We start from the raw sequence: 26,051 nt of genomic DNA, 5'->3' as shown, positions 1-26,051 counted from the left end.
GGCTCACCGCTCCTCCAGCACGAACTCGGCCCAACTGCTCTGCGTCTCCGAGACCCGCACCGACACGAGCCGCCCCGGCAACGGCGGCTCGACGTGCTCCACGAACCAGCCGGCCAGCCACGCGGCGACGTTCTCCGACGTCGGCGCGACCGGCAGGACGTCGTTCAGCACCCGGTGGTCGAGCGCGCTGTCGATCAGCTGCTTCACCGGGGCGAGATCGCCGAAGTCCGTGACGAACCCCGGCGGCACCAACCGATCGGCGGTGAGGACGAACTCCACGGCGTAGGAGTGGCCGTGCATCCGCGCGCACTGGTGGCCCGCCGACAGGCCGGGCAGGAAGTGGGCCGCCTCGAACCGGAACGACTTCCCGATCCGGAACCGGCCGGACACGCTGGTGCCGTTCATCGGGCCGCCCCGGTGGCCGTGGTGGCGTACTCGGTGGGGTCCTCGACCTCGGCGAGTACGAACGCCTCGATCCGCTCGGTGCACGTCCCGCAGGTGCCGCAGTGCAGCTCGCCGCCGCGGTAGCAGGACCAGGTGTCCGCGAACGGCACGCCGACTTGCCGGCCGACCGCGACGATGTCGGCCTTCGTCTGGTCGATGAACGGCGCCAGCAGCCGGAAGCCCTCGGGGATCAACCCCTCGTTGCCGACCCGCGCCGTCTCGGCGAAGAGGTCGAAGAACCCGGTGCGGCAGTCCGGGTAGACGGCGTGGTCGCCGGCGTGGGCGCCGAACGCCACCGCGTCCGCCCCTGCCGCGACCGCCACGGCTACGGCGATCGAGAGCATGATCGCGTTGCGGTTGGGCACCACCGTGCTGCGCATGCTCTCGGCGGTGCAGTGGCCGTCGGGCACCGCGATCGCCGGGTCCGTCAGCGCGGAGCCCGACAGCAGGCGGCCGAGCCCGCTCAGGTCGACGATCTCGTGGCGCGCGCCGAGGAGGTCGGCGCTCCGTCGCGCGTAGTCGAGTTCCTTCCGGTGCCGCTGTCCGTAGTCGAAGGAGAGCAGCGTGAGTCGGCTGCCGCTGTTGGCGAGCCAGTAGGCGACGGTGGTGCTGTCGAGCCCACCGGAGGCGATCACCACCGCGTGCTGCGGGGGCGTGTGTTCGGTCATCTCCATACGTCTTCCTCGTAGTCCTCCGCTGCCGGAGGCTGGAGTGAGTCCGGTCGTCGTACGTCCGGGATGGGCCCGGTAGGTGGGCCGGCAGCGTGCGGACGGACTTCGGCCGGTGTGGATGTGAGAACCTCGCGCCTAACGACCCGAGGCGGAGCTGCCGTTGGGCGGGTGGGGCAGAGGAGCCGATTTGCTGCGGATGCGAAGCATGCGCGAAAGGGACTGTCGTTCTCGTGTCCGGCGGCCGCGTGGCTAGGTGTCCCCGGCGTCGGGCACGGATCGGGTGGGGGCCTGCCCGAGCGCGACGTCCTGGTGGTCGAGCTCCTGGCTGACGAGTACTCCCAGGAGGGCGATCACGAGGACGTGGCCCATCAGCCAGAGCGTCCACATCAGCGCCTCCACAGGATCGCCGGCCTCTGTGGTCCGGGCTCCCGTGCGGGGCGGCGGTCGGTGCGAGTTCGGGGCCGGTACGTGGGCGGCAGGGCGCGCGCCGGCCAAGCCGGCGGCGCCGGGAACAGGGCTGATGCTGGGGACGGCGGCGAAGTGGTCCGCCGGTGTCCGCAGCGGTGAGGCGGGTGGGGGAGCAGGTGTGGGATCGGCCGGGGGCGCGAGGATCGTGGCCATCGGTCTCCTTGTCTGGACAGGTGCTGGGCCTGGTCGGCCGTAGGGCCGGACACGTCGGGAACGCGATGCCAAAGGACGTCCGTCTGCACGGCGGGCCCGATCCGAGGTGAGAAATCCTCGGAGGTCATACGGAACACCTGCCAAGCTCGTTGTGACAGTGCAGACTTGTTGCACCGCTTGGCAGTGATGTTGAAAATCCACCGGTGACCTGCGCAGTTGTGGACCGAGGAAAGTCCGGGGTGAACGCGATGACGCGATGGGGACGGCTTGCAGCGCAGCGCAGGGCCGCCGGCTACACCCAGGAGCAGCTGGCGGAGCTGATGGCCGTCGACCGCACCACAGTCCATCGTTGGGAGAAGGGCACAGCGACGCCGCAGCCCTGGCAGATGCCGAAGCTCGCCAGGTTGCTGAAGGTCTCTGCGGCCGAGCTGTCTTCCCTTCTCCCCGGAAATCCGGATGTCGTTGATGCTTCGGCAGTCGCGGAAAGGGATGGTGGATGCCGATCGGAGACGTTGCACCAGGGCCGGCAGGGCGAGCAGGTGACGGAGCCCGTAGCGTCATCGTTGGCGCAGCTGGGCGGTCTCGTCACAGACTGGCTGTCGGTCAGGTCGGCCACCAGCAGCATCGCGGCATCGCTCCCGGTGACAGAAGCCGACATCGGCGCTGCCGAGGGAATGCTCGACCTGTTCCGTCAGCTCGACCACACGCACGGCGCTCGGCAGTACCGTCGGCAGGTCAGCTCCTACATCGACAATGAACTCGAAGCCCTTCTCCGTCGCCCAGCCTCGGACGAGCGGGTCGCTCGTCGACGGGCGAGACTCACGGCCGGGTTCTGCGAACTCGCCGGGTACCAGGCTGTCGACACCGGCAACCCGGACGAGGCCCAGGCGTACTACCAGCGCGCCCTCACCCTGACGGCGGTGAACAACGACCAGGCGTACAGCGCCTACCTCGTGGCGGTGAACCTCGGCCACCTCGCGCTGCACTGCGGAGAGCCGGAGACCGCCCTGCGGTGGGCGGCCTCGGCCAAGGCAGTGGCCGGCACTGTGGTGAGCCCGGCGACCCGGGCGGCCATCACCGCGGTTGTGGCCCGCGCCAACGCCAGGCTGCGCAGGGAGAGCGAGGCAACAAAGCTGATCATCCAGGCCGAGAAGCTGCTCGACGCTGCCGACCACCAGGACGAACCCACCTGGATCCGCTACTTCAATCAGGCCTATCTCGCCGACGAGGTCGCCCACTGCCTCCATGACCTCGGTCGGGCCCCGGCAGCAAGGAGTCAGCTCGTCGAGGCCCTCAGCGGGGTGGGCGAGGACAGGGTTCGCAGACGCGCGATCGACGCGGCGCTGCTCGCCGCGACCTGGCTGCGCAGCGGAGAGGTCGACCAGGCGTGCGCGGCCGGCCGGGACGCCGTGGCCTACGCCGCCAGGACCGGGTCAGGTCGGTGCATCGAGCGGGTAGCCGGCGTCCTGGCGGACCTGCGGGCCCATGCCGACTATGCCCCGGCCCGGGAGCTGCGCGAGTTCGCCCGGGCGGTGCTGCCGGAAGCCGACGGCGTGGCTGTCACACTGTCGAGCGGCTCATGATGCTCTGGTAGAAGTCGAGTTCGGCGCGGAGCGCCTGCTCCCGGTCCGCAGGTGCTGACAGGTAGTGGTCGCCGTCCTCCAGGAGGACGCTGTCGTGGCCGTCTCCCAGCGCGGCCAGCTCCTGGGCGAAATGCATGGCCTCCTTGGCGGACGTGATGGTGTCGGCGGTCCCGTGGATCACCAGCACGGGGCAACGGATCCGTTCGGGTGCCACCGCGCCGGCAGACCCCCGCAGCACGGCCGCGTGGGGCCGCTGGAACTCGGGTACGGACAGCTCCCACCGCGTGGGGTCGATGATCGCCGAGGTGGCCGTCGCGCCGGCGAACGGTCCCTGGCGAGTTGCCGCCTGCAACGCCGTGTACCCTCCGGCACTCGCGCCGGTGATGAACATCGCGTCGGACAGCGCCACACCGGTCGAGCGCAGGTGCTCGGCCACCGCCGAGCAGTCGTCGACGTCGTAATCGCCCCAGTGACCGTGCAGCGCTTGGCGGAATGTCCGGCCCTGGCCCGTGCTGCCCCGGTAGAGGACCTCGGCGACGGCGAAGCCGTGACTGACGAAGAACTGGGTCGTCCAGTCCAGCCGCAGTGGAACGTCGTCCGTCGGACCGGGGTGTGCCCGCACGACCAGCGGCACCGGCCCCGCTGCCGCTGGTGGCCGGTGCAGTAGGAAGCGGACCCTCCCGCCGGGACCCGGCGCGGTTTCGACCGACGGCGGGACGGGCGTCCAGAAGAGAGCCGAATCGGCTGTCGCACTCACCGGGAGAGCCGGGGCACCCGAGCCCGCGGCCAGATCGACCGACCAGACGCTCGGAGCGGACGACGGAGTGGAGCCGATCACGGCGAGCCGCCCGTTCTCGACGGCGATGTAGGGCTTCACGGAGGTGAGGTTCGGGCCGAGGCGACGTCGGTTCCCTAGGGCATCGACGGCCACGAGTTCGGCGGAGAACCCGTTCAGGACGGTCAGGACGACGGTGCCGTCGGGGGCGAACCCGTACGACTGGTAGCCCCCTTCCCACGGGGCCGGCGCGCAGTCAGCGTCGATCGGCGCGACGGCCTTCGTCGCGCCGTCCCGGAGTCGGTACAGGTTCCACCAACCCGTGCGGTCGGACATGAAGTACAACGACCCGCCCGGTCCCCAGGACGGCTGGACCACCGCCTCCGAGGGGCCGCCCGCCACCGGCCGACCCGGCCGGAGTTTGCCGGAACGGAGGTCGGCCAGCAGAAGACGGCAACCGTCCCAGGGCATCTGGTACCGGCTCCACTCCAAATAGGCCAGGGTGTCACCCGCGAGCCTCGGGCAGCCGAGGAACTCGGACGAGCGGACCAGCACCTGAACGGCTCCGGCCGGAGAAACCGCGACGACCTCGTCCGCGGCGCCGTCGCCGCGGACCGCGAGCACACCACCATCCGGGCCCGGAACGAGGTCCCCGAACTGCTCGGAGCCACGGATGGGCAGGATCCTGTCCGGTGGGCAGCCGAAGCGTTGGTGGAAGAGGGAACCGTCATTGCCGGTGAACCACACCCCATCCCGCACCACGGCGAAGCTGCCGCCACCGTAGGCGTGGAACTGGCTGCCGATCGAGCAGTCGGAAGGTGTCACCGGGAGGGCCGTACCAGCGCGATCCGAACACATCACCCGCCGAACCCCACCGTGATCGGGATCGGACTGCAGCCACCACAGCGAGCCTGCCGCTGCCTGGAGTTCGTCGTAGGTGACGACCTTCCGCGCAACCCACGCGGGTGACAGCCCGCTGTCCTGAGACCTCATGGAACGGATCCTGCCGAATCGCGCGGGTAAGTGCCACTACCGAAGGACGGGCTCATACTCGGGCGGTGCGTGCTCGGTCCGGCATCGGTGGACGCCGATGCGCTCGTGTGGGTTGCGGCGCTGTCGCCCGGTATCGGGCACGGCGGCAGCGCCGAGCCTTCTCAACTGCTACGGGCTAAAGGGCGGCCGAGAGCGGGCTGGTGGTCAGTTCGCTGATGCTCTCGGCGGCCTTGAGCGTGTGGAAGATCAGGGGGCGCAGGTCGGGCGGCATCTCGGTGGAGCGCTTGAGGAGGAGGACGGCGCCCATGATGGAGTCGTGCCACAGGACGGGTGCGGCGACGGAGTCCCAGCCGGGCATGCACTCCTGGCGGCCGACCCCGAAGCCGAGCTGTCGGATCTCGACGAGGGTCTCGGTGAGCGCGTCATTGTCGCGGATGACACCCGGGCCGGCGGTCGGCGGTACCTCTTCAGCGAGGACGAGGTCCTGGATGGTCTGGGGCAGGTAGGCGAGGATGACCCGTCCGGAGGCGCCGGTGCGCAGGGAACGGGACACCGAGACGACATCCTCGGCGGACATGCCGACTTCGGCCGGGTCCATGTCGCCGATGACGTAGTCGGTACAAAGTCGCTTCGCGCCGCCGAAGGGGGAGAGGACGTAGAGCAGAGCGAGGCCGCCAGTGGCCTGGTGGAGGCGTTCGAGGATGCCGTGGGTCGAGGCAGCTCCGGGGGAGTGGGCCACGGCCTGGACGCCGGCCCGGGCGGTGCCGGTGCCGAGGCGGTAGCGGCCCCGGCCGACCTGCTCGAAGACGCCGTCACCGACGCCGGTCTGCAGGATGCGGTGGGTGGTGGCGTCGTCGAGGCCGGCGGCGCCTGCGATCGCGCGCAGCGAGTGCACGTCGCCGGGCAGGCGGGTGAAGGCCTGCTGGACGGCGAAGGCGCGGGCGGCGAGCGATGAGGGCGGCTTGATCGGAGCGCCCTTCTGTCGTTGCTCGAGGACGGTCCTGGCTGGTGGCGCGGTGGTGATCTTCATGAGGGGTCCGGGAGATTCGTCGCGCCGTTCGGCGTCATGAGGGTGGTGTTCCGCGATAGCCCATCAGGCGGGGCACGCGTAAAGGGTGGGCGGGCGAACGGTCAGCGGCCGACGTCAAGGACGACCTTGCCGGTAGTGAGGCGGGCGGCGAGGTCGTGGTGGGCTTGGCGGGCTTGGCCGAGCTTGTAGACCGGGCCGTTGAGCGGCTTGAGCCAGCCGTCGGAGACCGCCGCGAACAGCGCGGACATCGAGTCCTTGAGGTGGGTGCGCGAGGGGTAGAGGTTGGGGAGCCAGAAGCCGCTGACGGCCTTCGACCCGGCGAGCAGGCTGGTGATGGGCACGAGGCCCTCAACCCCGGTGACGGCACCGAAGACGGACATCCGGCCGCGGGGGGTGAGCGCGGCGAGCGTGGCGTGGAAGACGTCGCCGCCGGTCATTTCCAGCGCGGCGGACACCGGTCCGCCTGCGGCGTCGAGGATCCTTTCGGTGAGGCCATCGGTGGTGGAGGAGTCGACGGTGACGTCCGCGCCCAGCTCCAGGGCGGAGCGGCGCTTCTCCTCACTGGAGGCCATGGCGACGACCTTCGCCCCGGCGTGCTTGGCGAGCTGGACGGCGAGGGAACCGACGCCGCCCGCGGCGGCTGGGACCAGGACAGTGTCCTCGCAAGTCACACGGAGGTCGGTGAAGAGCAGGTGCCATGCGGTGTTGCCCTGGAGGGTGAGGGCGACCGCGTCGTGATCGGCGACCCCGTCCGGTACCTCGAAGGCGAGCTTCCGGTGGACGACCGTGGTCTCGGCGTAGCCGCCTCCGCGGCTGAGCGCGACATAGCGGCGCCCGTCGTCGGTGAGGCCCAGGACCTCGTTCCCCGGGATGAACGGGGCGGGCATGGGGGCCGGGTAGGTGCCTTCGCGAAGGTGGATGTCGGCGTAGTTGACGCCGGCCAGGCGGGTACGGAGTCGAAGGTGGCCGGGGCGGCCGTCCGGCTCGGGCATCTCGGTCGGCTCCAGAACCTCGGGGCCGCCGAACTCCCGCACGGCTATTGCGCGCATCATGTTCAACCCTAAATATTTCTTGCTTGCGTCTGAGTGAGGCGTTTTTGTCAGCCCTCGGGCAGCGAATATACCTGCCGCGAGAATGCCGGTTTCAGCCGTGCATATAGGGGTGCGACTGCGGCGGACGATGGCGAGTGGTATCGGTCACGTCACGCTGAGTTGTTGAAATCGCTTGATCGCTCACGGTGAGAAGTCGAGGTGGCGGGCCTGTCGGGCTGGGGTGGCGCACTTGCGGAGCGTCGCACGCTCCGCTTGGAAGATCGTTTCTCAGTCTCCGAAAAGGAGTCGCATCTACTCGCGTAGATGCCTTGATTCTGTTGACCGATATCAAGGTCGATCTTTAATGTCATCCTCGCGGAACAAACCTCGGAAGTCCGCTTGATGGGGAATCACATAATGAGGATTCAGTCGAATTGGAACCCGGTCGGAAGCTGGTCGGCCAGGCCTTGCCAGGGCGGACGGGGGTCACCCTGAGTGAGAGCACGCTCGCTCTCGTGCCCGCGACATCCATGGTTGCGGAGGGGGCTGGATCTGTGAGCCGCGGTGGCCCTATGGTGCTGCTCCCGCCACGAAGATCGCCGGCGGACGGAAGGGGCAGGCGGCACGACGACTGGTCGTCCGAGCCCTGAAATGAGACCGGCGTCCTGGAGCTACCAACTCCGGACGCCGGGCCCGACGCCCCGGAAGGCGTCGATTCACTACCACGCGCGCAGTGGGACTTCTTCGCACGAGGACCGCCGCGCGCGCCTACGAAGCACGGAGTATTGCATGCCCGCCATACCCAGCGGAACCCTGGCCTGCCCGGATACGGGCGTACGGCTCCGCCTTGCCGCCAAGCTCGCGGACATGATCCCGGGGGCCGCCGCGATCACCGTCGGCTTCACGGACCCGGCGTCGCCGTGGCCCCACGCGCACGCCCGTGCGACCGATGACGGCGGCCGCCCAATCCGGCTGAGCCCCGTGGCCAGAAGGGTTGTCGCGCGGTGGGTCGTCCGTGCCCACCCCGACGCTGACTGGGCGCGACCGCACACCCTCGACCTGGCCGACGGGCACCTTGCCGTCCGTCCGGACGCTGCGGCCCGGGGCCGCTGACATGGCGCGAATCCGCTCCGTTAAGCCGGAGACCTGGGTGAGCGAGACGCTCTCCGAGGTCTCCATCCCGGCGATGGTCACCTTCCTCGGGATGACCAACCACGCCGACGACCACGGCCGTCACCGAGACGTCGCGGCGATCGTCTACGGCCTCGTGTGGCCGATGCGCGAGGAGATCACCCGCGCCGACGTCGAGGACCACCTCCAGCAGCTCGCCGCTGCTGGAGCGATCTGCCGGTACACCGGCTGCGACGGCCGCCGGTACTTCCACTACCCGACTTGGCGTAACCACCAGAAGATCGACAAGCCCTCGCTCAGCCGCCTTCCCGCCTGCCCGCACTGCGAGCCCGATCGGTGTGGCGTCTGCAAGGGCCCGTGCATCCAGCGGTCCGCCCTCGCGGCCGCAGCGGGCTCCCACTCCGAGGACAGCGCGAGCGCTCCCGGAGTGTTCGCCGAAACCTCGGCGAACGCTCCGGTGGCTGTCGACCAGCAGCCGGAGCCCTCGGCGCCGGCGGCCAAGGCGGGCATCGGTATCGCCTCCCCGCAGGCTGGACCTGGCCATGTGCCGAGTCCGGCAGGAAAGAAAGCCGCAGGTCAGGCGGCATTCACCGAAGACTCCCCGAAGGCTCGCCGACACCTCCCGGAGCCCTCGGCGCCTGGATCTAGGATCTTGGATCCTGGATCTTCTTTCCCTACGGGGCGCCAGGCGCCCGACGCGGACACCGTCTCGGCCAACCAGCTGATCGGCGAGTACGTCACCGCCTGCGCCGAGCGCCCACCGGGCAGCGTGATCGGCCACCTCGGCAAGGTCACCAAGGCGCTGCTCGCCGAGGGCATCGCGCCGGAGCACGTCCGGGCCGGGCTGCGGCGGTTCGCCGAGATCCAGGGTCATCCGTCCCGGCTGCCGAGCCTGGTCAACGACGCCATGAACGCAGGAAGCGCCAGGTTGGCGCAGCCGGGATTCCGGCCTACCGTGCCCGCTCATCAAGCGTGGACCAACCCGGTCGACGCCGTCGCCGCCTACGCCGAGGAGCTGTGATGCGCACCCACCGCGACCCGCAGGCCCTCGCCGACGGCCCGTCGGTGCTCGACCGGATGGCCCGGATCCTTGCCGCCCGGGGCATCGACCGCGCGATGGTCGACGCCCTCCCGGACGAGGCGGAGCCCTTCTCCGCGGAACAGGCCCTCTCTGTCGGGATGCCGCCGCGCTACCGCGACGCGGTGGCCGGGCATCAGCTGGTCCTGGCCTGGACCCGGCAGGTCGCCGCCCAGGCCGTCGCCCCGAGCACGGGCGCCCGACGGCAGGTGGCCACCGGCCCCAGCCTGCTGATGGCCGGAGTCACCGGTGCGGGCAAGACCCACGAGGCCTACGGCGCGGTGCGGGTACTGGTACAGGCCGGCATCGGCGTGCGCTGGCGCGCTACCACCGCGGCCGACCTCTACGCCGAGCTGCGGCCGCGTTCCGGCACCGACCCCGAGCGGGTGCTCGCCGCCTACAGCCGGGTACCGCTGTTGCTCCTCGACGACCTCGGCGCCGCCAAGAGCTCCGAGTTCGTCGAGGAGCAGACGTACCGGCTGATCAACCGCCGCTACAACCACTGCCTGCCGACCCTGATCACCACGAACCTGCAGATCAGAGACCTCAAGGCCTACCTCGGTGACCGCGTCACCTCCCGGCTCGCCGAGATGACCACCCGGGTCGAGTTCGAGCCGGTCGACCGCAGACGCTTCCAGCGCGCTGCCTGAGCCGCCGCTGCCCGGCCGCGCCGTCGACGCGCCGCCTCGCCCTTCACCGACCCAGCGCACCCTCTCCGCCGACGCCGCCCCGCGCGGAGAGCGATCGGAGCAACCCCCATGACCACCACGACCACCCCTGAGCGCCACCGCTCGCTCGGCGACCACACCTGGCAGGACCAGGCCGTCTGCCACCCGAGCGAGTGCAACCCCGTCGATCCCGAGGTGTTCTTCCCCGGGCCCGACGAGACCGAGAAGATCACCACTGCCCTGTCGCTGTGCGGCCAGTGCCCGGTCCGCCTCGCCTGCCTCGATGCCGCACTGGAAGGCGGAGAGACCCACGGCATACGCGGAGGCCTGACCCAGGAGGAGCGCGCACCCCTGCACGAGAAGATCGCCAAGCGCCTGGACTACGCCCGCGTCAACGCCACCCTGGCCGGACGCGACATCCACCTCACATCGGCCGAGCGCCGCGCCGTCGTCCTCGCCGGGTACCGGCAGGGCGTCACAGTCGAGCGCCTGGCATGGCTGCTGAAGATCACCGAGGAGCACGCGCTGAAGCTGTATCGCGAGACCCGCCGCGCCATCCGCAACCGGGACCTGCAGCAGTCAGCGCGCACCGGGCAGACGTCCGGCGCGGTCGGGGACCGCCTGGAGCGCATCGACTTCGGGACGGCGGCATGAGCACCGCCACCGTCACCGCACCGACCACCGTTCACGTCACGGGCTGGGACCGGGGCGTCGTGATCGCCCTCGGCGCCGCCGGCTGCGCCCTCAGCTACGACGCACTTCAGCAGATGGCCGTCGCGATCCACGTCCGCGGATTTCTCACCTACCTGTTCCCGCTGGTCATCGACGGGTTCATCGCCTACGGGGTGCGGGCCCTGCTGGTGATGCGCGACGCCCCGTATCGGGCACGGGCCTACTGCTGGACGCTCTTCGGTGCGGCGACCACCGCCAGCCTGTGGGCGAACGCCCTCCACGCGGTCAGGCTGAACCAGCAGAGCACGGCCGCCGATGGCCTTCGCCTGGGCGACACGGTGGTGGCGGTCCTGTCCACCATCGCTCCGCTCGCTCTGGCCGGCGCCGTCCACCTCTACATCCTCATTGCCCGGGGATCGGACACCCCGGCAGACCGGAACAGCCGAGCTGGCCGGAACGGCTCCGGCGACCTCGGTCAGGCCACCGCAGCCGCTGACCGAAGCGAGCGGGTGACCGCGCTGACCGGCGGGGCGGACAGCAATCAGGTGACCGCCGGTCACCTCGGTGCCGGTCGGTCGGTCGGCCGTCCGATGACTGACCGGGCTGACCGGCCGAGGCTGACCTCGGCCGGGCCGGTCACGGCGACCGACCGGGCTGACCTGGGCGGTCAGCCGGACAACGCTCGGTCGGTCAGTGACCGACCGACCGAGGACGCCCTTGCCACCGCTGCATCGGTCAGCCCGGTCACTGCGTCGTCGGTCACCGACCGCGCTGCCCGGGAGGTCGGAGACCGATCGGCTGACCGAGACACCGAGGAGCTGCTGAAGATCGCGAACAAGGCGGTCGAAGCCGCGAACAACAAGTTGACCCGCCAGATAGTCGCCCAGGCGATACGCGGTGAGAAGCGCACGCTGTCCAGCGACACGCTGACCCAGCTGATGGCACAGCTCCGCGAACAGCAGCGCCAGCGCCAGCTCGCCCCCGCCAGCCGGGACTGACCGCAGCCGAGCGGCCGGGGTAACCGGGCCGGTCACCCCGGCCGGTCACCTGACCACCTTGACACCGCACTCCACCGAAAGGGAGCACACGCCATGCGTACCACCCCCGCGACCTGGACCGAGGCGGACTCCTGGCTGACCGTCCTGCACCAACGCGGACATCTCCTCCGCGTCGAGACCGGCCCCGACGACACCCGGACCCTCCAACGAGGCCGGCACTCCCGCCCCTGGACACTCCACCACCCCGTCCTGGCCATCGACTGGATCGAGGGCCTCGTCCGCGAGATCCGCTGGCGTGACACCGAGGTCAGCCGGTGACCGCTACCCATCGGAACGGCACCACCCCAGGAGCGGGAAGTGACCGTGATCAGGCTCCTGGCGGAGCAAGTTGTGGGGTAAGGAGTCCTTACCCCACCCCGGCCCCGAAGGGGGTGGAGGCTCCCCGGTCGTCGGCAGACCCAGGGGGGCCAACCGACGACCGGGGAGTCGGCCCGGGGGTGCCGACGAAGGGGGAGGAGCAGCAGAACCCGCCGCCCGTCGATGCCGTCCGCGCCGCGACCCGCCGTCGCCTGCGCAGGAGCGTGCCGCGCACCAACCGCGTCTGCCCCCGCTTCAGCGACTCCGAGTGGTCCGTCCTCCAGCACGCCGCGGAGCAGGCCGGCCTCGCCCCCGGCGGCTACACAGCCGCCGCTGCTCTCGCCGCCGCCGCGAGCACCGACCCGAACGCCGCTGTCGCCGACTACCGCCGCGGCATCCAGGAACTCATGGAGTCCAACCGCCAGCTCGGCGCCGTCGGCAACAACCTCAACCAGGTCGCCCATTTCCTCAACGCGGGCGGCCAGCCCGTCGCCGATCTGCGCCAGCTCCTGCAGCGCGTCGAAGCCTCCATCGGCGCGGTCGACGACGCGGTCGCCCGGATGGTCCGCCGGTGATCCCGAAGATCCGAACCGGCACGGGAGGCACGTACGGCCTGGTCCGGTACCTGTTCGGGCCAGGCCAGCGCGACGAGCACACCGACCAGCACGTCGTCGCCTCGTGGAACGACTTCGCCCCCGACCCCGGCCGCAACCCCCACCACGCCATTGCCCAGCTCGCCGCCCAGCTCGACCAGCCCGTCAAGGCCATCGGCGATCGTGCTCCGGCCACCACCATTTGGCACTGCTCGGTGCGTGCCGACCCCGGCGACCGCCACCTCGCCGACAACGACTGGGCGAACATCGCCCGCCGCATCGTCCACGCCACCGGCATCGCCCCCGAAGGCGACACCACCGCCTGCCGCTGGGTCGCCGTCCGCCACGCCGACGACCACATCCACATCGCCGCCACTCTGGTCCGCCAGGACGGCCGCCTCGCCGGCCTCTCCTTCGACCGCCGGAAGGCCCAGGCCGAGGCCCGCCGCATAGAAAAGGACTACGGCCTGCGCCAGCTCACGCCCGGCGACGGCACCGCCGCCAAGACCCCTACCAGTCAGGAACGGTGGAAGACCGAGCGAACCGGCCGCACCGAGACCCCGCGCGAGACCCTGCGTGAAGCCGTCCGCCAAGCCGTGGCCGGAGCCGCGAGCGAGGAGGAGTTCTTCACCCGGCTGCGCGAAGCCGGCCTCCGCGTGAAGCTCCGCCACGCCCCCAGCGGCGACGTCCTCGGCTACAACGTCGCCCTCCCCGGCGACCGCAACCGGGACAGTGAGCCCATCTGGTTCGCCGGCAGCACCCTCGCCCCCGACCTCTCCCTGCCGCGCATCCGCCGCCGCCTCGACGCCGGACCTGCTACCGACACCGCCCAGAAGCCAGACAGGGGGCTGGCGTGGCCCGGCAGGTCTGCACCGGCACGCTGCCGCAGGGACGCCGCCCGCATCACCGAGCGCTCCGTCGACCTCCTCGACCAGGACGACGACGAAGCCGCCGCCCAGCTCGTCGGAGCCGGCGAACTTCTCGATGCCCTCGCCCAGACCTCCCCGGCCGCCGGCCGGGCCGAACTACGAGACGCTGCCCGTGCCTTCGAGCGCGCCACCCGCAGCCGTGTCCGCGCCGAGAACGCCGACATCCGCGCCCTGCGCTCCGCCGCCCGCGGAATCGTCCACGCCGGCGGCGCACTCGGCCGAGGCGAAGACGGCGGCGCCACCGCCATGGTCCTGTCCACCCTTGTCCTCGTCACCCTGGCCGCCGCCCGCTGGCACTCCGCCCGAGGCCACGCCCAGCAGGCCGCCGCCTCCCGCCAGGCGGCCGACCACCTGCGCGCCGCCTACCGGCAGGCCGCCGCCACCTCGATGCGCACGATGCGAGAAGCAGGCCGTGCCCTGCCGGAGACCGACCGCCGCCGCCACGACACCACCATCCGCACCGTCCTCGGCAGCCACCAGCCGCCACCGTCGGCACCGGCTCCCGAACTCGATGCCCTTGCCGCGGTCCTGGCCGAAGCCGAGAAGGTCGGCCACGACCCACGGGCCCTCCTGGAAGAAGCCTCGTCCTGGCGCGAACTCGACACCGCCCGCAACCGCGATGACGTCCTGGTCTGGCGCATCCGCTGCCTCGCCGACCTGCCGGCCAACCCCCAACCGCCACGCACCACAGCGGCGCCGTCCACTCGCACCAGCACCACGCCGGAACGAACCGCACCGCGCGTCACGCCGCCGGCACCGACGGAGCCGGCGACCGAGCCACACCGCTCCGCCCCGCGCCGATGACCTACTGGCCCGGCGCGCACAAACCGGCTCGCCGGGCGGCGCGGCCCCAACCCCCTCGAGACCCGTCCCACCACGTGTTGCGCAGAGACGCTCGCCCGCAGGACCCATGACCAGAACCGACGGACGCACCATCCGGACCACGCCGCCCCCGGCCAAAACCCCCGCTCCGGCGCCGTCTGTCCCGCGCGTAGCAGTCCGACGACCAGGAGCGCGTGACTGGAGCCTGGCCGTCATCGGGATCGGTGGTGTGTCGCCAGCCGGTCACGATCCTTCGCGCGGGCGGCGACACGGCAGTGGAGATCGACGGCTTGGCCATGGCCCTCGGGCAGCGTCTCCAGGCAGCGGAGCCCATGGTTGATCACGTTTTCCTCGCGGGCCTGCTTGCGCTCCACGACCACGGGGAACCGTCCTCGTCCAGCTCCAGTGCGTTGATCCGGCTCGTGTGCACTGGTCGGAGGTGCCTCCCTCACGTGTTCGTCGGCAGGTCGCCGCCGTACCGCGCCCGTGGCTGTCCGAATCACCCGGACGAGCGAGTATCTGCCGTGGGTGCACCGATATCCCGGCGGCATGGTTGACGCTACTGTTCGTGATCTCTACTGAGCATTTGAAAGACCGTGCCGTCCGACAGTTCGTCGAGGCCCTCAACGCCCGGGACGAGCGGGCGTTCGCCAAGGCCGTCGTGGACGACTTCACGTACACCTGCGGCGAGGAAACTGGGGGTGCCGCCGACTTCTTCACGGGTCACACCGAGTTCGTAGCGGCCGAGGAGAGCCGCGAAGGGGACACGCTCACCGGATTCGTGATCCGGTCCGGCAGGGGCGACAAGGTGCAGTGGGCGTTCCGAGCGATGCCGGGAATCGGGGTGATCAAGCTGGACGTCACCACAGGCGTGGAGATCCCGGCAGACTCCTTCAGCCGCATCATGAGGCAGCTCGGCACCGACCGGCGCCGGCCCCCCGAGGGCACCCTTCGCCGCCTGGAACTGGGAGACCACTACTTCGTGCACAAGTGGGAGCGGGGACTGGGCGACACCTACGACTGGATCAACACCGGGGAGAAAGCGGTCGACCCGGATGTCTACCGGACGTTCGACAGCCCCGCGAAGGGTGATCAGGACGACTGCAGCCGCAACAAGGTCAGCAGGGTGACCTCACGACTGACGGTGCAGGTGGGCTGGGGCGACACCTACCAGAAGGCAACCGTCCGCTTCCACGCCAAGCCGTACTACGCGGAACCGCTCGTCTGGCGCGAGGAACACATGCGCTTGGTCGACGAGTCCGTCCCGACACTCGCCGCGACGCTGACGCTGACCGCGCCGCCCACGCTGACCGCGCCCGAGCCGAAAGTGGTCAGCACCGAGGAGATCAAGGTCATCGGCACCAAGCCGCCGTACCCGCTCGATTTCACCCGCGAGTTCACCTTCACCGACCTGCCGCTCGGCACCTACACGCTCGCCCTGACCGATGCCCGCAAGAACGGCGGCTACTGGAGCAGTTCGCGGGACACCACCGTCATGATCGAGGACCGCGCCCTCACCTTCACCATCGGCGACTGATCACCTCCCTGCCCGGGGCCGCGGCCGGCTGCACCGCCTTTCCTCCTCAGGAGCCGCCGCGGCACGGCAAGGACATCGCCCGAGCACCCACAGTCCCGTGGAGCGGAACAAGACGCGATGCCGCGGGTTCATATCGGAGTGCTTTCACCCGTACGTGGGGCGGCGGGTCCATAGGGGAGTGAGCTACCGGCCCGGGATGACTAGCGTGCGTCGTGGCAGTGCAGTCGGCATGTCCGCAGATTCCGCAGAGGGGTTCCGGCGCGCCCAGGTACGAACCCGTCCGGAAGCTGGTGGCCGACGGAGCTGTTCCCGGCAGCCCTACGGGCCCGGGACAGGGTGCTGGCGAGGCCGGTCGACGCGGTCGGCCCGGACGGGGCAGTGCGTTCCCCGTGCCACAGCCGGATCCTGGAGTCGGTGCTGGCGCTGCGGTTGCTCGATGCCACCGGCACGGCGCCGCACGCCGCCCGCCGCGTGCTGGAGTTCCTGGCGAGCAGCGCGGGGGCAGCGGCCGGGCCGGATCGCTTGCTGGCCGCTGCTGCGCTCGGCGGCCGTCCTGTCGGCGAAACGATCCTCCCCGCCCAGATCGCCTCCCTGGCGCCGGGGTTCACCGGTACTCGTAAGCGCGCCCTGGTCCACGCTCTGGCGGTGATCGTCGACGGCACCGATGTGTCGGCCGCCGGAGGCTGGGAGGAGGCTGCGTTCGACCTGTCCGGGTTGCACAGCTGGGCGCGGGTCCAGGTCACCGCGGTCAAGGTGGTCCTCGCCCATGCTGGCGGACGGGCGGAGGCGGTGGGCGACGAGGACGTGCGGCTGCTGCAGGACACCCAACAGGCCGCGCACGTGTGGGAGGGCAACGTCCTGATCCACCTGTGCGTCCTGCACGCCCTGGACCGCCTGCCCGGTACGGGCACCGTGGTCGAAGCCGGCGTGCGGAGAGCCCTGGCGCTGCAACGCGAGGACGGCGGTTGGCCGTTCGTGACCGACACCGACACCTGGTGCACCGTCACCGCCGGCCTCGCCCTCGCCGCCAACCGGGCACCCACCAACGTGCTGGAGCGCGTCGTCGGCCACGTCAGCCGCAGCCAGCAACCCGGCGGCGGCTGGTCCTACACCGATCTGGCCCACCAGACCGATGCCGACGACACCTCCGTCGCCGTCCAATTCCTCCACCTCACCGACCCTGAGCGCCATGCCGCCGCGATCGACCGCGGCCTGCACTCCCTGCGCACTATCGCCTGCCCGGACGGCGGCTTCCCCACCTACCTTGCCGGCGCACCCACCGAGGCGTGCATGACCGCTGCCGCCATCGACGCACTCACCCTGTGCGCGGCCGCACACCAGTCGCTGATCGACAGTGCCCTGCGTCACCTGGCCGACCAGCAGGCCGACGACGGCTCGTTCCCGCCGGACTGGAGCAGTAGCCGCCTGCACACCCTCTTCCGGGCGCTGCTCGCCGCCACCCGCTCCGGCCACTCCCCGCACACGGCTCGTCTGATCGCCCGCGCCACCCACCTGCTGCGCCAGGCGCAGAACGGGGACGGCGGGTTCGGCCAGCAGCCTGGTGACGCCAGCGACCCAATCAGCACTGCCTACGGCCTCATTGCCCTGTGCCAAGGAGACGATCCCGCACCCGCGGCCCGGGCCGCCGCCCACCTCGCGGCTGCCGTCCGCGACGACGGCACCGTCCCTTCCCGCCCCGACTCCATCGGGCCGCGTCCATTCGTCTTCACCGTCCCCGCTCTCGCCGAGATCTTCACCCTCCTCGCCTTCGGCCACCTCACCCAGCGCCTCACCAGCCCCGAACCCAGGGCCGCCCATGACCCGTCCGTGTCCTCGGCGCACGCCCGATGAAGCCTGCCGTGCCATCTGCAGCCGGTGTGCGCGTCGCCGCCCTCGACGTCGACGGCACCCTCGTCGAGGGCACCCTCGGCTGGGCCCTGCCCCACGACCTCGTCGCCGCCGGCGTCGTCACCGCCGACCGGCTGCGTCCCTTCCTCACCTACCTCGACCACGTCGGCCGCGGTGGTCTGGAGGACCACGCCGCGGCCGAACGTGCCTGGCACCTCTACGCCACGGCCATGGCCGGTGTCCCCGCCGCGGAGGTCGACGCCGTCACCCGACACACCTGGATGAACAAGCAGGGCGACATCCACCCCTTCGCCTGCCCGCTCCTGACCATGCTGCGCGAGGCCGGCCTGCGACCGGTCCTCGTCTCCTTGGGCCCGCACGACCTGCTCGGCCACATCGCCGACCATCTCGGCATCACCCACTACAGCGGAACCGTCCTGGAACAGAACCAAGGCACCTACACCGGCCGGTACACCGGAGTCCCGGTCTTCGGGAAGCCGGCTGCCGTCCACGCCGCGGTCGGCGGACCCGCCGTCGACTGGGCCGGGTCCCTTGCGATGGGCAACTCCCTGCTCGACCTCGGGCTCCTTCAACGCGTCGCCTGGCCCGTCGCGTTCGAACCAACCCCGGGCCTGCGACGTCATGCCGCACACCACGGCTGGGTTACCACCGACCGCCACACCGTCCTGCGTCGGATGGCACGACATCCTCGGCCCACGGCATGAGACCGAGGCCACGGTGATGCGGAGGAGCGATTGCGGCCCCGCCATTAGTGGCGCGTCGCCGTGCGACTGTTTCGTCCACGGTGTGCAGCGCCGCGGGTCGGTCCGATCCTGACTCGGTGCTACAGCCCTGACCTCACCGGCGCGGAGTGGGTCTTGATCCGGTGCCCCTGCCTCTGAGCAGGCGGTTACGCCCAGGTGTGTGACGTAGTACGCGGCCGTTCACTCGATGTGGCGAACGGGCGTGTGCGATGTCTTCGCAGGCGAACTTCATGGCGAGGATGGGGCACTGGAGCGCCGAATCCTGCTCCTCTGTCATGCCGTCAGGCGGGCCGGCTGCGTGTCCGGAAGCCCTGGACCCGGTGTCTCGCCATGCCCGGACGGATTCTCGAACTCGAAGGTGAGGAAGCGTTGTCTGCTGACACGTCCCGTACCAAGGTCTACAGCGACCGCAGGTACCTGCACACCACGCTGGTGCGCCACGCGGGCACCACGGTGGCGCTGGCGCTGGCGGCGGACCGCCGGATCTACTACAGCGTCCTGGATCTGGACGGCAGGCCCGCCGCTGCCGTCAACGGGATGACGGACCCGAGGGCCGCGCCGAGTCAACTCGACGTGCTGCGATGGGCGGACGACCCCAGCGAACTGCGCTTCCCGAGCGAGATCGCCCGGGTCGGATTCGCCGTGCTCGGCGCCACCCGGCTGCCGGCGGTACGCCGGGGCACTCGGACGGAGGCTCCGGCGGACGAGCTGCTGGGCGAGGCGGAGACGGACACCTTCCTCTCCAGCACCGCCCGCCTCACCGCCGAGGCGCCGTTCCAGGCGCTCTCTGATGGCAGGTACCTCTACGTCTTCCGCCAGTCGGTGGGGTTCCGGCACCAAGACGCGCTGCTGCGCACCAGCGACGGGACGTACACCGCAGATCCGGAGAGCCCCCGACTCCAGCTGGTGAACGGCCAGAAGGTCACCTTGGCGGCCGACGCGCTGCTCTGCGACCGGTTTATCGTGGCTGGCCCGCAGCTGCTGCCGGTGCCCGAGGTGCGGTACCGGCGCAGCCGCCACCGCACGATGCCGGACTCCGCCAAGGACAGCCTGGGCACCAGTGACATGGACGGGCGAGCCTTCCACGAGCCCACGCTCGAGCTGGGGTTCCTCGGCAAGGTGACCGACGGCCGGTTCGCCACGGTGCTGCTGCCGACCGAGGTCGGTGACTTGCGTCGCTGGCAGTTCTTCGTCGACAAGCCCGAAGCCGGGGTGATCGACGCGGTCAACGTCGAGCAGGGCACCGACGGGCTCTTCCACACCCAGGGCTCCCGGCTCTACACCAGTCCCGACGCCACGTACCGCAACGCGGTGCTGGAGCGCTCGCCCGGCAAGTGCCCTTTCACGGGCCAGGACCTGGTCCCCGCCGAGCGCGGGGACGGGTTCGCCGAGACGGCGCTCTCCTTCGACGGCGAGGACGGTCTGTTCGCGGTGGACGCCAAGGCGCCGCTGCCGCTCGGCGCGGGCCCGTACACCGTGGAGCTGTGGCTCAGCCCGCAGGCCTGGGGAGGCACGCTGCTGTCCGCCTCGGGCACGACGGGTACCGCGTACGGGCGCTGGCGGCTGGAGCTGACGGCCGAGGGCAAGGTGGCCGTGCAGCACGACGCGGACGGCGCGGAGACGGCGGTGACCTCCACGGTCGAGGTTCCGACGGGCGACGGGGTCTACACCCACGTGGCCGTGGTGTACGACGGAACCAGCGCCACGGTGTACGTGAACGGCCTGCCGGGCAAGGCGGCCAAGCTCCCACTCGGCGAGGGTGCGCGGACACGGTTGGTGGCCGGCGCGGAGGAGGCCTGCGGCGAGGCATCAGGCTGCTACCACGGGGTGATCGACGAGATCCGGATCTGGGACCGCGCCCGCACGGCGGCCGAACTGACCGAGGACCGCTCCTACCGGCTGGTCGGGGACGAGCCTGGCCTCGCCGCCTACTACCGCTTCGACGCGGGCTCGGGCAGCCGGGTGTTCGACGCGACCCAGCGGGCTGCGCACGGCGCGCTGACCGGCGGGGTGAGCTGGGTGACCTCCGAGGCGCCGATCGGCGACCACCCGGGAATGCGGCGGGAGAGCTTTGCGCTGTCCGGTCGTACCGTCGCCTCCGGGCTCTCCGCGCTGCTCTACCACCAGCAGGAGGACGTGCCCACCGGGCACGCCCAGCAGCCCGCGCCCGCGAAGAAGCAGGCCCGGGTGCTGGTGGCCTGGGCAGCCACCCAGGACGGCAAGTCGGCCCCCGCGGTGGCCACCTTGGACCTCGCCGTGGCCCGGGACGGGCGCCTCGCTCAACTTCCCGATGCCCTGGAGCTCGTGGAACTCGGCATCGCTGCCAAGCCCGTGGATGCCCAGCAGGTCAACATCCTGACGGCCGAGGCCTCCGAGCTGAGGAAGGCGGAGAAGCAGGAGAAGGCCAAGCTGCGCCGGTTCCAGACGGACAAGGGCAATGAGAAGAAGCTGACAGCGGAGGCGGTCGCGGCGGACAAGGCCTGGTGGGCGGTGAAGGAGCAGATTGCGCGGGCGCAAAAGCTCGGTCCTGCAGCCGACGGCGGCCGTTTCCTGATCCGCTTCGCCTCGGACAGCGACAAGGACGGCACCACACTGGGAAGCCTCGTCGCAGCCGCGCCGATCCCCAGGGAGACACGGGGGGCGACTTTCGCCGCTGGGAAGACCGATGAGACCGCCCAGTGGGAGCTCGTGCCGTCGAGCGAATCGGCTGACGGAACCCGGCTCGCCGGAAAGCTGAAGCACGTGGGCACTCAGCTGTGGGTCAGGCTGGACAGGGTCTGGAAGTCGGTGAGTGACTACCTCACCGTATCCCTGGTGGCCGAAAAGGACTCGGCCACGCCTCTGGCTCTCGCGTGGGAGAACGACGCGTACTCCCTGTTTACCTCCGAGGGGCGGACGGCAGGCATCTCGCCGGAGGCGAAGGCGGGCGACCGCGTGAATCTGCGCATTGACTCGGACACGTCGCTCACCGTCGTCAAAGCCGTGCCTGTGGTCGACCTGGCCAAAAGGAGGAATGAGTACCACGCCAAGGTCATGACCCTGAACAACCGCATCCTCGCGGCCCGAGACCAGAGCAAGGAGGCGGCGCTCCGAGGCGCCCACGACGAGGCCAAGCGCAGGCTGGACGCCAAGGAGGCCGAGCTCGGTGAGGCCACCGGTGGCGCCTCAGGCCGCAGCACGCTCAGCCTGGCGATGCCGGGCCTGGGCCGCGACCGGTTCGGTCTCGGCCGGGCGGGCGCCCTGCTGGCCTTCGCCACCACCACGGTCACGCCGCACCTGCTGGACAGTGGTTCCGGGCAGATCGGGCTCTACTTCCGTGACGGCGACGGCAAGTTCACCGCCGCCTACTACGACACCTCGGTGGGCCGCGCGGTCAAGCAGCTGGCAGCCGGCGACACCGGGCAACTGCTCCTGGCGGCCGCTGACCCGAGCACCGACCTGGCCCGGGTGACCGCCACGGTGGAGGCCACCAGCGACCCGGACCGGTGCAGGCTCACCCTGATCGAGACCGCTGCCGACGGCACCACGGTGACCGACAAGGAGATCTGGGATCTGCTGCCACGGGACGTGAACCGGGCCGCCGACGCGCTCAACGGTGTGCGGGAGGTTCCGCGGGCCGTCGGTTCGGTCCAGACGCTGGAGGGTGGCACGCTGACCCTGACGGACGGAGCGAAGCGGGAGTTGGCCGCGGGCGCCCTGTTGCTGGTCGGCCGTCGGCCGTACCTGGTGACCGAGCCGGCGGAGGCCGGAGCCACCGAGATCACCGTCGGGTACGGCGTGAAGGACGCCCCGGACGCGGCCGGGCGGGCCGTCACGACGGTGAGTCACACGCCCGAGCTGGTCACACTCAGTCGGGCCGGGGCGCCCAAGGCCTTCGGCTCCCGGCTGGTGGACGCCGCACCGACCGGCCGCACCGGCTCGCTGGCGGACGGCACCGCGACCGACCTGGTGGGCGTCAAGCCCAGCCGCTGGTGGGGCGACACCCCGGGTCGGGCCTGGGAGTTCAAGACCGGGGCCGAGCCGCTGGACTGCCCGCACTACCTGGTGGCGGGAGCCGCCGCGGCGGACGACCTCACCCTGGAGGCCTGGGTCAAGCCCACCGTGACCACGGAACTGGCCCGGGTCATCAACTTCCGCCACCCGAGCTTCGGCTCGTACGCACTGGCGCTCGGCAAGAGCACCGGCGGCCGCCGCCCGGTGCTGGTCGGCGTCGGCAAGCAGTCGGTGGTCACCGAGGAGACGGTGCAAGACGGCCAGTGGACGCACCTCGCCGCCGGCTTCGAGCAGTCCTGGGCGCTCCGCTTTGCCGGGCACTCCTCGGCACTGGCCGAGCACGGTGACGCGCTCAACCTCACGGGCGACTGCACGATCGAGGCGCACGTCCAGGTCGACAGCTTCTCGGGCTACCAGGGCCTGGTCTCCAAGGGTCGGCTGAAGAGCGGCAGGCATCCCGGCGTGCCCTTCCAGCTCGGGATCGACGGGGACGGTCACCTGGTGCACTCCGTCGAGCTCGCCGACGGCACCGTGCGCACCCACGTCTCCACCGGCACCCTCACCAAGGGCACGGCGCACCGCGTCACGGTGATCCGCAAGGCCGGGCAGCAACTCGTGGAGAGCAAGGGCAAGAAGACCATCACCTACACCGAGGACGGCCAGCAGGTCAGCCGCGAGGTCGACGTGGTCGACTCGATGCTGCTGGACAAGTGGTACGACATCGCCTTCTTCATCGACGGCGAGGCGGCCGGCGAGCTTCGCGACCACGATCTGGTGCCGGCCAAGTCCAGCGCCCCGCTGGAGCTCGGCTGCGGCTGGTCGGGCGCCGATCCGCGCCACCTGACCGGCACGGTCGGTGAGGTGCGGCTGTGGAACCTGGCCCGGGACAGGGCCCGGCTCGGCAGCGGCACGCGTGGTGACGAGGGCCTGGTCGCGCACTGGCGGTTCGAGGAGAACGAGGGCAACACCGCTGCCGACGAGACCGGCTCGCACCCGTTGCGCCTGCACGGCGCGTCCTGGACGAAGAACCCCGACCCGCTGGGATCGACCTTCCGCGTCTACCTGAACGGCCGCCCGGTGGTGGCGAACCGGCGCGCGGCGGACCCGGAAGGGCTCTGGAACTACGGCGACTCGCTGCAGTTCTGCCTCGGAGGCCGCTTCCCTCAGAAGGACGGCACGTGGCTGGCCCCCGAGCAGCTGTACCAGGGCGAGCTGGAGGAGGTACGGGTCTGGCGCACCGTTCGGACGGAGGAGAACATCCTCGACAACCTCTACGGACGGCTGTCCGGCGGGCGCGGGGACCTGATCGCGGCGTACTCCTTCGACGACGCCTCCACCGAGGCAGACGCCCCGCGGATCACCGACAGCGGTCCGCGGGGCCTGCACCTCAAGCTCGCCAAGGACCCCGCCAAGCACCCCACCCCCGTGCTCTCCACCGCGCCCGTCTCCAGCGACGTCGCCGAGGTGCAGCCGGTCTTCGTGAAGACGCCCAGCTCCTACGTGGCCACCATCGAGTCCACCCCCGCCGTGCAGGAGTACGCCGACCTCCAGCGGGACCACTACGGACGCAGCAGCGGCGCACTCAAGCGGGTGTACGGCTACGTCAAGGACGGCGCCTGGCACCTGGTGACCGGGTACAAGGTCGGCGACCTGGTCTCGGAATGGGTCTCCCAGGTGCAGTTCGACCCGCAGATCACCGGGTACATCGAGGGCGCGCCGCCGGTGCCCTCGGAGAACCTGATCGCCACCAAGAGCCCCAAGATGTTCAGCTACATCGACGCCACCAAGGTGGAGTTCGAGCGGACCGACAGCGTCGTCAACACGCTCTCCTCCAGCCGCGAGCGCAGCGCCGGCGCGGCGCTGGAGCTGGCGGTGACCAACGAGGTCTCCGCCGACATGCTGCTGATCCAGGCACCGCTGGGCTTCGGCATCGCCAAACCGATCTCCGAGGGCGGCATCGACTGGGGTGTCCGCGCGAAGACGGAGTTCGCCAACGCCTGGGGCGACGAGACGGAGGTCTCCCAGGGCTGGCAGACCGGGCGGCTGACCGCCGTCGGCCTGTCCGGCGGCTGGGAAGCCGATAAGTCCAAATTCCAGCTGAACTCCCACAACGGGCGCCGCTTCGCGCCCTCCAACACCGGCTACGCCCTCGTCCAGTCCGAGACCGCCGATGTCTTCGCGCTGCGGCTCGCGCACAGCCGGGCGCTGGTCTGCTACCGGATGGTGCCCAACCCCGACATCCCCCGTGACTGGAACCTCATCCCCTTCCCGATCAACCCCCGCTACACCAAGCAGGGCAGCCTCGACGGCTCGGTCGGCCAGGACGAGAACGGCAACCGGGTGATGGAGGAGGAGTACCGGGGGCTGGCATCCGGCGGAGAGCTGAGCTACTTCAAGCCGCGCGAGGCGTACGCGCTCAAGCGGCGGATCATCGAGGACCAGCAGCGCCTGCAGACCTTCTACGACGCCGTCTCCACCGAGACCCTGGCGGCCGACCCGACGGCCGAGCGGGCCCGGCAGGTCCTGTCCGGCTTCGTCGGCCCGATTAAGGACCCGGCGCGGCGGGACGGTGCCAAGCCGACCGCCGCCCAGGCCAAGCGCAGCCTGGTCAACACCTACGTCTGGTCGGCCGACGGAGGATTCTTCGCCGAGACCACCGAGACCATGGACTCCGTCACCGAGGTCACCGCCGGCAGCTACCAGCTCTCCGGCTCGCTGAGCGGCTCGGTCGGCGGCGGGGTGAAGATCTTCGGCATCGGGGCCGGCGTGCAGTTCGACGCCTCGATCGGCGGCAGCATGGCGGTGACCCGCTCACGGGGCAAGGAGTCGACCCGCTCGTTCAGCCTCAACATCACCTGCGACGTGCCGGGTGACCTGCAGAAGTACAACGAAAATGACAACCCGGTCTTCGACGAGGGCGTGGCGGTCGAGGTACCGGGAAGGGTGGACGCCTACCGGTTCATGACCTTCTACCTGGACGCCGACACCCAGAACTTCGAGGACTTCTACGGCAAGGTGGTGGACCCGGGCTGGCTCCGCGGTGACAGCGCGCATGCTGCCGCGCTTCGCCAGGCCCAGCAGTCCGACAAGCGGCCGCCGTGCTGGCGGGTGCTGCACCGCGTCACCTACATCAGCCGCAAACTGGCCACCGAACCCGGCGAAGGGGCTCCTGCCCTGGACAAGTCCATGGCCAAGGAGAAGATCTCCAGCAACTACGAGCTGATCCGCCGGATCGACCCGTACGTCCGCGACCACACCGCCGACCGGGGTGAGCTGTCGATCGCCGTCAAGGAGGCGCTGGCCGGCCAGCTGCCCGGGCTGCTACCGCACGCCGAGCAGGTGGCGGACTACTTCGCCCTCTACTACGGGCTGGACCAGTGACCGCCGCTACGGCCGGAAGCATGGAGGTAGCCGCGAACGGCAGCACCGCGGCGTGACGCCGGACCGCTGATCCCCTGCGTGCCGGGGCCCACTACGGGTCCCGGCACGCAGGGTGAAACTCGCGAGCGTGTG

At 70.7% G+C, this 26,051-nt stretch carries 19 protein-coding genes; 12 read left to right on the top strand and 7 right to left on the bottom strand.

The genetic code is table 11. From position 1 onward, the window contains the following. Nucleotides 1–3 precede the first annotated feature (3 nt). The 3 genes from ACIPSC_RS23055 to ACIPSC_RS23045 all read right to left on the bottom strand — a co-directional run bounded on the left by ACIPSC_RS23055 (nucleotide 4) and on the right by ACIPSC_RS23045 (nucleotide 1,736). Nucleotides 4–405 (bottom strand): 6-pyruvoyl trahydropterin synthase family protein, encoded by a 402-nt coding sequence (locus tag ACIPSC_RS23055; protein WP_400827947.1) that lies wholly within the window; start codon nucleotides 403–405, stop codon nucleotides 4–6. Then, on the bottom strand, nucleotides 402–1,118 hold the full coding sequence (gene queC / locus ACIPSC_RS23050; RefSeq protein ID WP_400827946.1) for a 7-cyano-7-deazaguanine synthase QueC: 717 nt from the start codon (nucleotides 1,116–1,118) through the stop codon (nucleotides 402–404). The genes ACIPSC_RS23055 and queC overlap by 4 nt, the downstream gene beginning before the upstream one ends. A 246-nt stretch (nucleotides 1,119–1,364) precedes the next feature. After that, nucleotides 1,365–1,736 (bottom strand): hypothetical protein, encoded by a 372-nt coding sequence (locus ACIPSC_RS23045; protein WP_400827945.1) that lies wholly within the window; start codon nucleotides 1,734–1,736, stop codon nucleotides 1,365–1,367. Nucleotides 1,737–1,984: 248 nt separating this feature from the next. On the opposite strand from ACIPSC_RS23045, the gene ACIPSC_RS23040 reads away from it, so the two are divergent. Next, complete coding sequence (locus ACIPSC_RS23040; protein WP_400828126.1) at nucleotides 1,985–3,319, top strand: helix-turn-helix transcriptional regulator; 1,335 nt, start codon at nucleotides 1,985–1,987, stop codon at nucleotides 3,317–3,319. On the opposite strand, the gene ACIPSC_RS23035 is transcribed toward ACIPSC_RS23040, so the two are convergent. From ACIPSC_RS23035 to ACIPSC_RS23025, 3 genes are all read right to left on the bottom strand, one after another. Next, nucleotides 3,297–5,087: a prolyl oligopeptidase family serine peptidase gene (locus ACIPSC_RS23035; protein ID WP_400827944.1), complete on the bottom strand. Its 1,791-nt coding sequence runs from the start codon at nucleotides 5,085–5,087 to the stop codon at nucleotides 3,297–3,299. The two genes, ACIPSC_RS23040 and ACIPSC_RS23035, sit on opposite strands and share 23 nt — an antisense overlap. A gap of 175 nt (nucleotides 5,088–5,262) precedes the next feature. Beyond that, on the bottom strand, nucleotides 5,263–6,117 hold the full coding sequence (locus ACIPSC_RS23030) for an IclR family transcriptional regulator (RefSeq protein WP_400827942.1): 855 nt from the start codon (nucleotides 6,115–6,117) through the stop codon (nucleotides 5,263–5,265). A 101-nt stretch (nucleotides 6,118–6,218) separates the two neighbouring features. After that, nucleotides 6,219–7,169, bottom strand: coding sequence for a zinc-binding alcohol dehydrogenase family protein (locus tag ACIPSC_RS23025; protein ID WP_400827941.1), 951 nt, complete (start codon nucleotides 7,167–7,169; stop codon nucleotides 6,219–6,221). Nucleotides 7,170–8,262: 1,093 nt separating this feature from the next. Here ACIPSC_RS23025 and ACIPSC_RS23020 point away from each other — a divergent pair. The 7 genes from ACIPSC_RS23020 to ACIPSC_RS22990 all read left to right on the top strand — a co-directional run bounded on the left by ACIPSC_RS23020 (nucleotide 8,263) and on the right by ACIPSC_RS22990 (nucleotide 14,378). Further along, complete coding sequence (locus tag ACIPSC_RS23020) at nucleotides 8,263–9,300, top strand: hypothetical protein (RefSeq protein ID WP_400827940.1); 1,038 nt, start codon at nucleotides 8,263–8,265, stop codon at nucleotides 9,298–9,300. After that, nucleotides 9,300–10,007 (top strand): ATP-binding protein, encoded by a 708-nt coding sequence (locus tag ACIPSC_RS23015; protein ID WP_400827939.1) that lies wholly within the window; start codon nucleotides 9,300–9,302, stop codon nucleotides 10,005–10,007. Before ACIPSC_RS23020 ends, ACIPSC_RS23015 begins: the two co-directional genes overlap by 1 nt. Before the next feature lie 108 nt (nucleotides 10,008–10,115). Next, nucleotides 10,116–10,679 (top strand): WhiB family transcriptional regulator, encoded by a 564-nt coding sequence (locus ACIPSC_RS23010; RefSeq protein ID WP_400827938.1) that lies wholly within the window; start codon nucleotides 10,116–10,118, stop codon nucleotides 10,677–10,679. Further along, the gene (locus ACIPSC_RS23005) at nucleotides 10,676–11,695 is read left to right on the top strand and encodes a DUF2637 domain-containing protein (protein ID WP_400827937.1); all 1,020 of its coding nucleotides are present in this window, start codon (nucleotides 10,676–10,678) and stop codon (nucleotides 11,693–11,695) included. The genes ACIPSC_RS23010 and ACIPSC_RS23005 overlap by 4 nt, the downstream gene beginning before the upstream one ends. Before the next feature lie 93 nt (nucleotides 11,696–11,788). Further along, the gene (locus tag ACIPSC_RS23000; protein ID WP_400827936.1) at nucleotides 11,789–12,013 is read left to right on the top strand and encodes a hypothetical protein; all 225 of its coding nucleotides are present in this window, start codon (nucleotides 11,789–11,791) and stop codon (nucleotides 12,011–12,013) included. Between the two features lie 179 nt (nucleotides 12,014–12,192). Further along, a complete protein-coding gene (locus ACIPSC_RS22995; RefSeq protein ID WP_400827935.1) occupies nucleotides 12,193–12,627 on the top strand; it encodes a MobC family plasmid mobilization relaxosome protein in 435 nt (144 codons plus the stop codon). Beyond that, nucleotides 12,624–14,378, top strand: a complete 1,755-nt coding sequence (locus tag ACIPSC_RS22990; protein WP_400827934.1) for a relaxase/mobilization nuclease domain-containing protein — start codon at nucleotides 12,624–12,626, stop codon at nucleotides 14,376–14,378. The genes ACIPSC_RS22995 and ACIPSC_RS22990 overlap by 4 nt, the downstream gene beginning before the upstream one ends. Nucleotides 14,379–14,608: 230 nt before the next feature. On the opposite strand, the gene ACIPSC_RS22985 is transcribed toward ACIPSC_RS22990, so the two are convergent. Beyond that, complete coding sequence (locus ACIPSC_RS22985; protein WP_400827933.1) at nucleotides 14,609–14,770, bottom strand: hypothetical protein; 162 nt, start codon at nucleotides 14,768–14,770, stop codon at nucleotides 14,609–14,611. Between the two features lie 194 nt (nucleotides 14,771–14,964). On the opposite strand from ACIPSC_RS22985, the gene ACIPSC_RS22980 reads away from it, so the two are divergent. The 4 genes from ACIPSC_RS22980 to ACIPSC_RS22965 all read left to right on the top strand — a co-directional run bounded on the left by ACIPSC_RS22980 (nucleotide 14,965) and on the right by ACIPSC_RS22965 (nucleotide 25,919). Next, entirely contained in the window at nucleotides 14,965–15,933 is a 969-nt protein-coding gene (locus ACIPSC_RS22980; RefSeq protein WP_400827932.1) for a hypothetical protein, read from the top strand. 378 nt (nucleotides 15,934–16,311) lie between these two features. Then, nucleotides 16,312–17,784, top strand: coding sequence for a hypothetical protein (locus ACIPSC_RS22975; RefSeq protein ID WP_400827930.1), 1,473 nt, complete (start codon nucleotides 16,312–16,314; stop codon nucleotides 17,782–17,784). Nucleotides 17,785–17,792: 8 nt separating this feature from the next. Then, nucleotides 17,793–18,506, top strand: coding sequence for an HAD family hydrolase (locus tag ACIPSC_RS22970; protein ID WP_400827929.1), 714 nt, complete (start codon nucleotides 17,793–17,795; stop codon nucleotides 18,504–18,506). 408 nt (nucleotides 18,507–18,914) lie between these two features. Then, nucleotides 18,915–25,919 (top strand): LamG-like jellyroll fold domain-containing protein, encoded by a 7,005-nt coding sequence (locus tag ACIPSC_RS22965; RefSeq protein WP_400827927.1) that lies wholly within the window; start codon nucleotides 18,915–18,917, stop codon nucleotides 25,917–25,919. Nucleotides 25,920–26,051: the final 132 nt, after the last annotated feature.

The organism is Kitasatospora sp. NPDC090091, from assembly GCF_044747365.1.
GTDB lineage: Bacteria > Actinomycetota > Actinomycetes > Streptomycetales > Streptomycetaceae > Kitasatospora.
This window is presented reverse-complemented; position numbering and strand designations above follow the sequence as displayed.